The 11,851-nt window shown below is 38.3% G+C and carries 8 protein-coding genes, 3 pseudogenes and 1 riboswitch; all 11 genes and pseudogenes read right to left on the minus strand.

All coding sequences use genetic code 11. The features are described 5' to 3' along the window. Nucleotides 1–12: 12 nt before the first annotated feature. Nucleotides 13–1,161 carry a pyridoxal phosphate-dependent aminotransferase gene (locus Q5W13_RS04040; protein ID WP_304445441.1) on the minus strand — a complete coding sequence of 383 codons (1,149 nt, stop codon included), beginning with the start codon at nucleotides 1,159–1,161 and terminating at the stop codon, nucleotides 13–15. After that, a pseudogene (locus tag Q5W13_RS04045) lies at nucleotides 1,158–1,987 on the minus strand (prephenate dehydratase). Before Q5W13_RS04045 ends, Q5W13_RS04040 begins: the two are co-directional and overlap by 4 nt. Nucleotides 1,988–2,556: 569 nt before the next feature. Further along, nucleotides 2,557–2,871 carry a hypothetical protein gene (locus Q5W13_RS04050; protein WP_304445442.1) on the minus strand — a complete coding sequence of 105 codons (315 nt, stop codon included), beginning with the start codon at nucleotides 2,869–2,871 and terminating at the stop codon, nucleotides 2,557–2,559. Further along, the gene (locus tag Q5W13_RS04055; protein WP_304445443.1) at nucleotides 2,871–3,026 is read right to left on the minus strand and encodes a hypothetical protein; all 156 of its coding nucleotides are present in this window, start codon (nucleotides 3,024–3,026) and stop codon (nucleotides 2,871–2,873) included. Before Q5W13_RS04055 ends, Q5W13_RS04050 begins: the two co-directional genes overlap by 1 nt. Nucleotides 3,027–3,137: 111 nt before the next feature. Then, nucleotides 3,138–4,379: a serine hydrolase domain-containing protein gene (locus tag Q5W13_RS04060; protein WP_304445444.1), complete on the minus strand. Its 1,242-nt coding sequence runs from the start codon at nucleotides 4,377–4,379 to the stop codon at nucleotides 3,138–3,140. Between the two features lie 86 nt (nucleotides 4,380–4,465). Then, complete coding sequence (locus Q5W13_RS04065; protein ID WP_304445445.1) at nucleotides 4,466–5,284, minus strand: head GIN domain-containing protein; 819 nt, start codon at nucleotides 5,282–5,284, stop codon at nucleotides 4,466–4,468. A 13-nt stretch (nucleotides 5,285–5,297) separates the two neighbouring features. Beyond that, nucleotides 5,298–6,362, minus strand: a complete 1,065-nt coding sequence (locus Q5W13_RS04070) for an acyloxyacyl hydrolase (protein ID WP_304445446.1) — start codon at nucleotides 6,360–6,362, stop codon at nucleotides 5,298–5,300. Between the two features lie 103 nt (nucleotides 6,363–6,465). Continuing rightward, nucleotides 6,466–7,418 (minus strand): annotated as a pseudogene (gene metF / locus Q5W13_RS04075) (methylenetetrahydrofolate reductase [NAD(P)H]). A 144-nt stretch (nucleotides 7,419–7,562) separates the two neighbouring features. Beyond that, nucleotides 7,563–7,805 (minus strand): hypothetical protein, encoded by a 243-nt coding sequence (locus Q5W13_RS04080; RefSeq protein ID WP_304445447.1) that lies wholly within the window; start codon nucleotides 7,803–7,805, stop codon nucleotides 7,563–7,565. Between the two features lies 1 nt (nucleotide 7,806). Next, a pseudogene (gene metH, locus Q5W13_RS04085) lies at nucleotides 7,807–10,543 on the minus strand (methionine synthase). Between the two features lie 65 nt (nucleotides 10,544–10,608). Further along, complete coding sequence (locus tag Q5W13_RS04090) at nucleotides 10,609–11,607, minus strand: homocysteine S-methyltransferase family protein (RefSeq protein ID WP_304445448.1); 999 nt, start codon at nucleotides 11,605–11,607, stop codon at nucleotides 10,609–10,611. Nucleotides 11,608–11,737: 130 nt separating this feature from the next. Then, nucleotides 11,738–11,845: riboswitch (SAM riboswitch) on the minus strand. Nucleotides 11,846–11,851 lie beyond the last annotated feature (6 nt).

Below are 11,851 nucleotides of genomic sequence, written 5' to 3' on the forward strand. Positions count from 1 at the left end.
TAATTCGTCTGTCTAAAACCGACTAATTGCTTCTTTAATTTTATCTTCCGTCACGCATAATGAGAAACGAATATAACCTTCGCCATTGCTTCCGAAAATAGTTCCCGGGGTTATGAAAAGATTCTTTTCATACAGCACCTCGTCTATAAATTCCTCGGCAGATTTGCTTCCTTCCGGCAATCTTGCCCAAATAAACATCCCAACAGCATCAATATCGTACGTACAATTTAATTTGTCCGCTAATTGATACATTAAGGCTCTTCTAGAGCTATATACCTCATTCAACTTATCAAACCATTCTTGACCGCTTTTCAGCGCCTCCTCAATGGCTCCTTTTTGTATTCCGTAAAACATACCGGAATCCATGTTACTTTTCACCTTTAATACCGCATTAATATGCTCTGCATTTCCTAAAACCATTCCTACGCGCCATCCGGCCATGTTAAAGGTCTTACTTAGTGAATTGAGTTCTAACGCTACATCTTTTGCGCCATCAATAGCCAAAATACTGGCTGGTGAATCATTTAGCACAAAACTGTACGGGTTATCGTTCACCAAAAGAATATCGTTCTTTTTGGCAAAAGCAACCAACTTTTTAAACTGAGCCTCTGTGGCCGTTGCTCCAGTTGGCATATGTGGATAACTCGTCCACATAATTTTAACCTTGGTTAAATCATGCTCTTGTAATTCTTCCAAATCTGGAAACCATCCGCTTTCCGCGGTCAGGTTATAATATTTAGCCTCTGCTCCCACCAATTTCGTAACCGACGTATATGTTGGATATCCTGGATTAGGAATCAAAGCTACATCGCCTTCGTTCAAGAAAGCCATGCTTATATGCATAATGCCTTCTTTGGAGCCCATTAAAGGCAAAATCTCCGTAGATGCATCTAACGTAACACCAAATTTTAAACTATAAAAGTCAGCTACAGCCTCCCTTAACTCAGGTAAACCTTGATAACTTTGGTACTGATGCGCGCCACTTTCTAAAACAGCATCTTGAATACTTTTGATTATTGCTTCGGATGGAGCCAAGTCAGGACTACCGATACCCATATTGATAACAGGTCTTCCTTCGGCAATCAAACCACGTACCTCTCTAAGCTTCTTTGAGAAGTAATATTCTTCAACTGTATGTAAACGATTTGCCGTCCGTATCATATTCTAGCATTTTTATATTCACCCAACACTTTAAAGTCTTCGGCCATGATGTTCAACAGTGCTTTTGCCTTGTCAAAATTGTCATATTCGTCAAAAGTTACGTCTACAAAAAAGGCATACTTCCAAGGTGTCTCTATTATGGGTAACGACTGTATTTTTGTTAAATTCAATCTGCAATCGCTCATTACGTTAAGCACAGCAGCAAGACTCCCGCGTTTATGGTCTGTAACAAAGCGTAACGAAGCTTTGTTAATTTCCTCTTTTGGAAGCTCCTTATTTTTTGTTTTTACAATGATAAAACGGGTTGCATTATTTTGAATGGTCTGTATGTTGTCCGCTACGATGTCCAAATCATATAAACTGGCAGCAACTGCCGGTGCTATTGCTGCAATATGGGTTAATTGTTGGTCCTGAATACGCTTTGCCGTTTCCGCTGTATCTACATCTTCCACCATTTTAATCTGCGGATAATCGCCAAAAAATTCCTTGCATTGCAACAAAGCCATTGGGTGTGAACGAACTTCTTCTATATCAGATATTTTTTGCCCCTTTAAGACCATCAAATTGTGATGTATGTTCAAATAATGCTCACCTACAATATGCAAGTCTTTATGGTAAACCAATGCATAATTTGGAATGATTGAGCCCGCTATAGAGTTCTCTCAATAGCCATTACTCCAATATCTGCTGTTTTTTTCAATAGTTGATCCACCAAGAAATCAAATGACATGCATTCAACCATATCCACATTATCGTCAAAATACTCACGGGCCACTTGGTGGTGGTTGGACCCCTTAATTCCCTGAATGGCTACTTTTAATTTCATAACTGACTTTCTTATGGTGATGACAAATTTTCTAACTTAAATTCCGAATAGGTATTGAACAAAAAAAGTCCCGTTTTACACGGGACTTTAATTTGTTTATATCATGCAATATTTTACAACAGTCCCATACCTCTCTTAAAAAAGAAGTAAAAATAAAAACCGCTAAAAAAGAATTGCTTTGTCATAACACACTTAAACTTCGGCTAAAGTAACAATTAAATTTAAAAATAAACTGATAGAGCACATTTTTTTCAATTTTATATATAACTCGCAATCAGGGTGTGCTCTAATTTTGAATTCCATAGTTCACATGCTCTTTTGAAAAAAATACAATATTACTTTATTCCTTGTTTTGATGAAGCACTACTTTACACTCTTAAAAAGCTCCTTGCAGAAAGCCATACTCAAGAGATAAATCTAACATTTAATTTGTTATATTATATCTATAAGCGCTACCATTATCTCCAAAAATATTGAAAGCTTGTTCGCAAAACTTACATCCAACTAAAAACAAAAAGCCCGAAAGTCAACTCATGACTTCTGGACTTTTTTTTAAATTATGGACTCAATTAAAACTTCAATGCCAGTCCTACTCCATTTTCATTAACAGCAGGCACCATACGGAACGAAGTTCCATTACCAACACTTTCATTATAGTTGAGTATTGCTTCTTTTTTGTTTTTCATGGCATGGTGAAAGAAAATAGAACCAATGATTGCCGTTCCTCCAAAAGCAATTGCAGGTGCGGCTACACTCTTATGGTCGTTCTCATTTACTAAGAACCAAATTGCTGTTCCAAAATTGGCGGCTCCAGCAATCATACCTCCAAACATTTGTTTTTTGGATTTTTCCCAGTTCACCTGTGCAACTAGGCTTTCGGACATTATTTTGTCAATTTCTTTCCATAGGTGAGTTTATCTTTGTCTTGATAAAATTCAGGCCCCCACATTCCTGAGAAAGAAGTTATTTCCTGTGCTGTCATAGTCAAGGCAAAAAGCCCGCATCCAAGAGTTAAGAAGATTACTTTTAAATTTTTCATAGCTTTTTTTTATAAAGCTAAATCATTTGAACACAGTAGTCAACCCTTTAGCCCTCAGAAAACCAGATGAATCAATTATTTAAGTATTAGAATTAAAATCTAGTCCAAAGACTACTGAATAGGACCATCAGAAGAGATAAGGTGATCTATAATTTCATCTAGTTCAGGTTGAATTTTAGGATCAGTGCAGTTGGTTAAAATGGAAAATACCATTTGCTCCTTAGGATAAACAAAGAAATTAGAGTAACCCCCAACACCATTACCCACATGGCCGTAAAATAGCCTTCCTTCTGAATCTTCACTCACCTGCCATCCTAAACCATAATAGACCGAAGCGCCATTAACTTTTTGAGCCGTAAGAAATTCATACTGCAGTTCACTATTTAAAACTTGACCATCAAGATAAGCTTGCCCAAATTTGGTTATATCCTCTGTTGTAGAAAGAAAACCACCACCCGCCAATTTGTAGAAATTATCTACGGGAATAGCTTCCCTAAATCCTAATCTGTTTTTGGAATAGAATGTCACCACATCGCTTGCTCTCGACTGCGCTCGAGCTGGCGCTGCATTGTTCTCATAAGAAATGGACTGCGCTTCTGGATTAGGCTCCTCATCTTGCTCATCAAAACTGAATTGAATTTGACCTGATTCTTCAATTAATTCAGAATTTGATTGTTGTTCCTCTTGTTGGCCAGACTGAACGTAGTCGAAGTCAGGCCAAAACGTATGGTCCATTCCCAATGGCTGTAAAACTTTCTTTTCCACATATTCCTGAAATGGCACTCCGCTTACCTCTTGCATTGCCAAGGAAATCAAAACCCAATCAAAACTATTGTAGAGATAGTCCGTTCCCGGTTCAAAAAGGAGCTCATCATCCTTAAAAAGCTCAATACTCTCCCTAATAGAATATGGTTTATTTAACCCATACTCCGTACCTCTATATCCTCTTATACCCGCGGTATGACTTGCCAACTGACGAATGGTAAAGTCATACTTCTTCTTAGGATAATACGGTACATATGTATAAAAAGAAGCATCTAAATCTATTAATCCTTCTGCTACCATATGTGCCAAAGCAGTAGCCGAAATAGGTTTTGAAACACTGGCAATTCTAAAAACTGAAGCTTGAGGGCTTATAGAAATCTTATTATCTAAATCTGCAAAACCATATCCCTTTTGGAAGAAAGGCCTTCCTTTTTTTAAAACGGTAATTGCCAAACCCGGAACTTTTTCATCTTTGACCAAGTCCGTCAAAAGCACATCGGCAGCAACCAATCCGTTCAGCGATGGTTCATCACCCAGAACACGCTTTTTTACGAGTAGGTTTTTGATATATTTTAGAATCGGATTCATATCGGTTTATGGTCAGCTCAAAGTTACAGATTGCATCTGCACCCATACCAATTTCACTAACAGAACTTTTGGCTTAGAAGAAGAAATTATTTAAACACTAATCGCCCTTTGTACAACACTTCCACATCAACTTCTGCAGGTTGGTTTGAGCTAAAAACATCACCAACCCCACGAATTACACCTTTTATAGACTGCTGTGGGTTAACAAACATATCATTTGAACCTCTGTGATTTAGTGTCACATTTTGAGCAATTAATTCTGCGGCATCAATTCGCGAATCTCCCGCTGCTACAATCAAGCTTAAGTTATCTGTAGCGCCTTTCAATTTAAAATAGGCAATACCATTCACCACTACGCTCAAAGTTTCAGTGTCTACTTCTAAATCAAATTCCCCATCTGTAGTTTGCGCTTCTGGATCGGCGAAACTTTCTGACAAGAGTGTTAACCGTGAATACCCCAAGACACCATCACTCGTAATGGGCCAACCCGTACTACTACGTATCTCGGCAATATTAGGTGAGGTTACATAGATTTTTGTAACACCATAATCCCTAAAGTAATTACAATCATTGGTATCCCGTAAAAGCAAACGTCCATCTACAACCTCTGCAGTAACTTCGTTTCGTAATACGCTTCCCGTCTCAATTTCAACCTTCTGTTCTACTCCCTGTTTTACGATTAACGTAACGTTTTCAAAAACCGTAATCTTGGTGAAATCATCAACAGCGACTTCTTCACGAACAATATCACCCGTATTCTGAAAACAGTCCGAAGCATTTTCTCCGTTGCACGAAAAGAACAAAACAATACCACACAGCATTACAAAAAAACGAGACATACGCATAACCGCACCAACACCTAAAAGTGTGGTTCTGCTTTCTCTGTTTTTTAATTCTCTTACCATATTTCGTACCACTTTACAATCTAACGCCTATTCCAAATTCAACAGCTTCCGCTGCAGCGCCATGTGACTTTAGGCTTACAACGCCAAACACTTTCTTTCCAAAATAACGTTTCAAACTAACACGGTTATATACCTTTCCTTCAAAATCAAAAGGGTAATACACATAATACCCCAACTGGGTTCCTATAGAAAGTTTGTTGATAAAAAGTTCATGACCTACAAAGACACCCACCCGTTTAAAATCGGTATCTGGGTCAATATTATTTTCTGGAAATGCAATAGTTTGATACTCTATGAGTTCCTTTAAAAAGTTACTAAAAAACACATCCGCACCTAACTGAATGGCACTTCTACGACCTAACCGCTTATCTACATAACCAGAGAAAATATAGAAAGGATACTGGCCATGACCTATATTATCGCTTTGGTTTATTCCTGCCCTAAAAATAAGATTATACTTTATAGGCTCGGTAACCCTCACCTTCTCTCGCCGTATATATTCTGTGTCTTTACCTTCTAAAGTATACGTCAACCCTGCAGTAAAAGCAAAAGTATTGGTAGAGGTATTAGGTGCCTTTACGTTTGCATTTGAGAAATGCATGATAGAAATACCTGCCTTAAAACCTAAGCCCTTATAAACATTCTCTTTGTGATAATTTAGCATCACATAGTTAGAACTCAATATTCTAGTACCATAGGCATTGTTCCTAAAATTGGTCTCCCTATCATAAGGGTTAGTCATATATGCCAAACCTTGAGCCACTCTAAATTGAAGATTCCGTTTTAGAAAGTAAAAATTAAAATGAGCATATACAGCATAGGCTTCTCCCAAAACAGAGCTGTTGGTGTTTTGATAGATAAAGGAACCTCCCAAATCTGGGTAATTGTATAGCTGCTGCCATTCTTCAAGACCATAGGTCTTTCTATTGTAGGCCAAAATAACACCAGCAGGGTGACCCTTAATTAAATGAGAAATATCCGGATTATGAAGAATAACGGAACCATAAAACTGGTCCGCTTCAAACGTATAACTGTTAAGTCTGTCGGTCTCTTGCGAAAAGCAATATCCAACACACATTAGAAAAAATAAAAACACCCTTGGGTTCATGGAGCGCAAAAATAATACTATTCGTTATTTTAAACCCAAGGTTCGCCCATATTTTCTTACAATGCTTGTATTTCTAAAAAAGTTGCTCGGCAATCGCCTTAATATTATCAGATTTACCCATGGAGTAGTAGTGTAATACGGGTACACCCGCAGCTTTCAACTCTTTAGATTGCTGAATAGCCCATTCCACTCCAACCTTACGCACATCTTTATTGGAAGAGCAATCATCAACGGCATCAATAAGATCTTGCGGTAAATCTATTCTAAAGACCTGTGGTAGCAATTGCAAGTGCCTTTTAACGGCAATTGGCTTAATACCCGGTATAATAGGAATGGTAATACCTATTTTCTTTGCCGCATCCACAAACTCAAAATACTTCTGGTTATCAAAAAACATTTGAGTTACTACATAATCAGCACCGGCATCTACTTTTCCTTTAGTCTTCTTAAATCTGATTGTAAAGAAGGTGACTCCAAATGTTTTTCTGGGTATCCTGCCACACCAATACAAAAATCGGCACAATTATCACTATCTACCGTATCATGTAAATAGTTACCACAGTTCAATTCATGCACCTGTTTTACCAAATCTACAGCAAAAGCATGCCCACCTTTAGTTGGCTGAAAATATTTTTCATCTTTCATGGCATCACCTCGCAACGCCATAATATTATCAATACCTAAATAATGGCAATCCACCAATAGATATTCTGTTTCCTCTTTTGTAAACCCACCACAAAGCACATGCGGTACGGTATCTACGTCATACTTATGTTTTATAGAAGCACAAATTCCCACAGTACCAGGACGCATACGGGTCAACTTTTTATCTAACAGTCCGTCTCGTTCCAAGTAAACATACTCCTCACGAGAAGTAGTTACATCAATAAACGGAGGGTTAAATTCCATTAAAGGATCAATGTTATCGTAAAGCTGTTGTATCTGGTGCCCTTTAACCGGTGGTATAATTTCAAAGGAAAATAAAGTTTTACCCTTTGCATTTTTTATGTGGTCCGTTATTTTCATGTATGCTGCCCTTTAAAATGGGAAATTAAATATTTGTTCTATTTTATGGCGTTCGAGCGGGCTATTCGCTAAATTTTTTAAAGCCTTATGGACTTTAAAAAGATATCGCTGCTATCCCTAACGCTTCTTATTACTTTAAACTAATTATACGTTCGTGAGCATTTGCTTCACCTCTTCGTAACTTTCTAGGTATTCCCAATAAATCCATCTGCCATCTAAATAATCGGTCAAAATGTATTTTTCACTTACCGATTTTATGCGATCTACCGCTACCAATTTTTTGGAAAAACCTTCTACAACAACCCTCTCCTCTATTTCCTTATTGTTCTGGTCATACCCATGGGTGATCATAAAACTACCCATGCTTACTTCTATGTATTTCTTCATATCAGTCATCTGCAATATTGGGAGCTAACCACTTGGTAGCCTTTTCTAGGGTAATGCCTTTTCGTTCCGCAAAATCGGATACTTGATCTTCCTTAATTTTACCTAAACCAAAATATCTAGCTTGTTCATTTCCAAAATAATACCCCGAAACCGACGATGCTGGCCACATGGCCAAACTATCGGTGAGTTTTACCCCTATTCGCTCCTCTACCTTAAGCATATCCCAAAGCGTTACCTTTTCTAAGTGATCGGGACAAGCAGGATATCCTGGTGCAGGACGAATACCTTTGTATTTTTCGTCAATTAATTCGTCATTTTTAAGATGTTCGTTAGATGCGTAACCCCAATGTTTCATCCTAACCTCTTTATGTAAATATTCGGCAAAAGCTTCTGCCAAACGGTCACTCAAAGCTTTTACTAAAATGGAATTGTAATCATCTAAATTCTCTCTGTACTTATCTGCCAATTCATCGGTTCCAAAACCAGTGGTTACACAAAAACAACCTACGTAATCTTCTTTTCCCGATTCTTTTGGAGCAATAAAATCTGACAAAGCATAATCTGGTACGCCTTCACGTCTTTTTAATTGCTGTCGTAAAGTTCTAAACGTATATTTCTTAGTCTCTTGACCATCTTCAACATCTACTTCAATGTCATCATGATTGGCTAAGGTATTGGCCGGAAAGAGTCCAAAAACTCCTTTACCCGTTAATTTCTTGCCCTTTAGAATATCATTCAACATTTGCTTTGCATCTGCAAAAAGCTCGGTAGCCTGTTCGCCAACTATCTCATCCGTTAGGATATCTGGATATTTACCGTGCAGCTCCCAACTTCTAAAAAAGGGAGTCCAATCTATAAAGGGAACCAATTTTTCAAGGTCTACCTCTTCAATAACTTGAATACCTAATTGCTTAGGCTTCACTATTTCGGTAGCATCCCAATCTATTTTAAACCTATTCTCTCTAGAGGCTTCAAGAGTTTTATACTCTTTCTTCTGAGTACGGCTCAAGAACTTCTCTCTGAAAACATCATAGTCTTCTTTGATTGTTTTTTTGTACGTAGCCGAAGTTTCTTTTTTCAATAAATCACCCACAACGGTAACCGCTCTTGAAGCATCGTTTACATGCACAACGGCCTCACTATATTGTGGATCTATTTTCACTGCCGTGTGGGCCTTACTGGTAGTTGCCCCACCAATAAGTAAAGGCAGTTTAAAGTTCTTGCGCTCCATCTCTTTGGCCAAATGCACCATCTCATCAAGAGAAGGTGTAATAAGTCCGCTAAGACCAATGACATCCACATTGTGTTCTATTGCCGCAGCAATTATTTTTTCTGGCGGCACCATGACACCTAAGTCAACAATTTCGTAATTGTTACAGGCCAAAACTACACTCACAATATTTTTACCAATATCATGAACATCACCTTTTACGGTAGCCATCAAAATTTTACCGTTCCCTTTATCGTCTCCGATCTGCGGGTTTTTTAATTTTTCTTCTTCAATATAAGGTAGCAAATACGCAACTGCTTTTTTCATAACACGCGCCGATTTCACCACCTGTGGCAAGAACATTTTTCCGCTTCCAAAAAGGTCACCTACCACGTTCATACCGGCCATTAGATTCCCTTCAATAACCTCAATAGGTTTATCTGCAGCAATACGTGCCTCCTCTATATCTTCTATTATATATTGATCTATTCCTTTTACTAAAGCTCTGGTAATTCTATTCTGTAAAGGTTCTTCTCGCCATGAAAGGTCTACTTTACTTTCTTTGGCCTTACCAACAACTGATTCTGCAAAATCTAGCAGTCTTTCTGTGGCGTCATCCCTACGATTCAGAATTACATCTTCTACCCGCTCTAACAGATCCTTTGGAATATCATCATAAATCTCCAACATGGTTGGGTTTACGATACCCATGTTCATACCCGCTTTAATAGCATGGTATAAAAACACAGAATGCATGGCTTCACGCACGGGATTATTCCCCCTAAACGAAAACGAAACATTACTTACCCCTCCACTAATACTAGCATAAGGTAAATTCTCTCGTACCCATTTGGTGGCCTTTATGAAATCGAGCGCATTTAATTTGTGCTCATCCATACCCGTAGCTACGGGGAATATATTAAGGTCAAAAATGATGTCTTCTGGTGCAAAACCGACCTTGGTCTACCAAAATATCATAAGACCTCTTAGAAATCTCTATTCTTCTATCATAATTATCAGCCTGACCAACCTCATCAAAAGCCATTACAATCACCGCTGCACCGTATCTCTTTACTAACTTAGCGTGATTGATAAATTCTTTTTCTCCTTCTTTTAAACTGATGGAGTTTACAACACATTTTCCTTGAACAACTTGTAAACCTGCCTCAATAATATCCCATTTGGAACTATCTATCATGATAGGCACTCTAGAAATATCTGGCTCAGCAATAACCAAGTTCAAAAACTTGACCATAGCCTCTTTACCATCGATCAAACCATCATCCATATTAATATCAATGATTTGGGCTCCACCTTCTACTTGGTCTCTGGCAACACTTAAAGCCTCTTCAAACTTGCGTTCTTTAATGAGACGTAAAAATCGTTTGGAACCGGCCACGTTGGTTCGTTCACCTACGTTCACGAAATTACTTTCGGGGGTGATGACCAAAGGTTCTAGACCTGATAATTTTAAATATCTAGCTGGCTTCTGATTTTCAGTTACTGGTATGTCTGAGTTGTTACTCATAATATCTCCATCACTTTTTGTGACAATTGATGAATTCGTTTCTTATTCTTTTTAAGGCAATTGTATTAATCTACAGATACTGCACGCGGGTCATACTTTCTTACCAATTCTGCAATGGCGGTAATATGCTCGGGCGTGGTACCGCAGCATCCGCCAACGATATTCACCAAACCTTTTTCTACATATTCTTTTATCTGTGCAGCCATTTGCTCAGGAGTTTCATCATACTCTCCAAAAGCATTAGGTAAACCAGCATTTGGATGAGCCGAAACCGCATGTCCTGTCTTATTTGCCAAAACTTCTAAGTGTGGTACCAATTGGTCCGCACCCAACGCACAATTAAAGCCAACTGAAAAAATTGGAATGTGTGAAATAGAAATCAGAAAAGCCTCTGCCGTCTGTCCGGATAAAGTTCTTCCCGATGCATCGGTAATAGTTCCGCTCACCATTATGGGCACATCTATATTACGTTCTTCTTTCACTTCTTCTATGGCAAAAAGTGCCGCTTTTGCATTTAGCGTATCAAAAATAGTTTCTACCAACAGTAAATCTGAACCTCCATCCAATAACGCTTCTACCTGCTGCTTATACGCAATACGAAGCTCATCAAAAGAAACTGCTCTATATCCTGGATCGTTCACATCTGGAGACATGCTTGCTGTTTTGTTCGTTGGACCTATACTTCCTGCAACGAATCTTGGCTTGTTTGGTTCCTTTGCCGTAAACTCATCCGCTACTTTTTTGGCAATCCGTGCAGACTCGTAATTAAGTTCATACACTAAATCTTCCATATAGTAATCTGCCATAGCGATGGTAGTACCGGAGAAAGTATTGGTTTCTACGATATCTGCACCAGCAGCAAAATACTTGCGATGTACTTCTGCAATAGCTTCTGGTTGGGTCAAGGACAACAAATCATTATTACCCTGCAAAGGATGCTCCCAATCCTTAAAACGCTCACCGCGAAAATCCTCCTCGGTAAATTTATAGCGCTGTAACATGGTCCCCATGGCACCGTCCAGCACTAATATGCGTTCCTTTAATATTTCTCGAATATCTTTCATTTTTTCCTCCTTCTAATTGAGCATCCATTTATAATTGAATTCGATATCAGAAATATCAAAAACATTATTTAAAATCAACCTACAAACAATTATCAAGCAAAGGAATAAGGACAATTATAATTGCCTCTCTTTGTTATCTGTCCTAAAAATATGTAGGATAGAATGTAGCACCTTCTTTATAAGAAAAGGGTTGCCAAGGTTTCACAGGGTCTAATCCCTCCGCCTTTCTTGATAACAGTCACGT

The organism is Zobellia laminariae (assembly GCF_030553095.1).
GTDB classification, from domain to species: domain Bacteria; phylum Bacteroidota; class Bacteroidia; order Flavobacteriales; family Flavobacteriaceae; genus Zobellia; species Zobellia laminariae.

Coding starts and splice junctions, on each gene's coding strand:
- Q5W13_RS04050 (WP_304445442.1), bottom strand. CDS start 2,871: ATGTCCGAAAGCCTAGTTGCACAGGTGAACTGGGAAAAATCCAAAAAA.
- Q5W13_RS04070 (WP_304445446.1), bottom strand. CDS start 6,362: ATGTGTGTTGGATATTGCTTTTCGCAAGAGACCGACAGACTTAACAGT.
- Q5W13_RS04080 (WP_304445447.1), bottom strand. CDS start 7,805: ATGAAGAAATACATAGAAGTAAGCATGGGTAGTTTTATGATCACCCAT.
- Q5W13_RS04060 (WP_304445444.1), bottom strand. CDS start 4,379: ATGAATCCGATTCTAAAATATATCAAAAACCTACTCGTAAAAAAGCGT.
- Q5W13_RS04055 (WP_304445443.1), bottom strand. CDS start 3,026: ATGAAAAATTTAAAAGTAATCTTCTTAACTCTTGGATGCGGGCTTTTT.
- Q5W13_RS04040 (WP_304445441.1), bottom strand. CDS start 1,161: ATGATACGGACGGCAAATCGTTTACATACAGTTGAAGAATATTACTTC.
- Q5W13_RS04090 (WP_304445448.1), bottom strand. CDS start 11,607: ATGAAAGATATTCGAGAAATATTAAAGGAACGCATATTAGTGCTGGAC.
- Q5W13_RS04065 (WP_304445445.1), bottom strand. CDS start 5,284: ATGGTAAGAGAATTAAAAAACAGAGAAAGCAGAACCACACTTTTAGGT.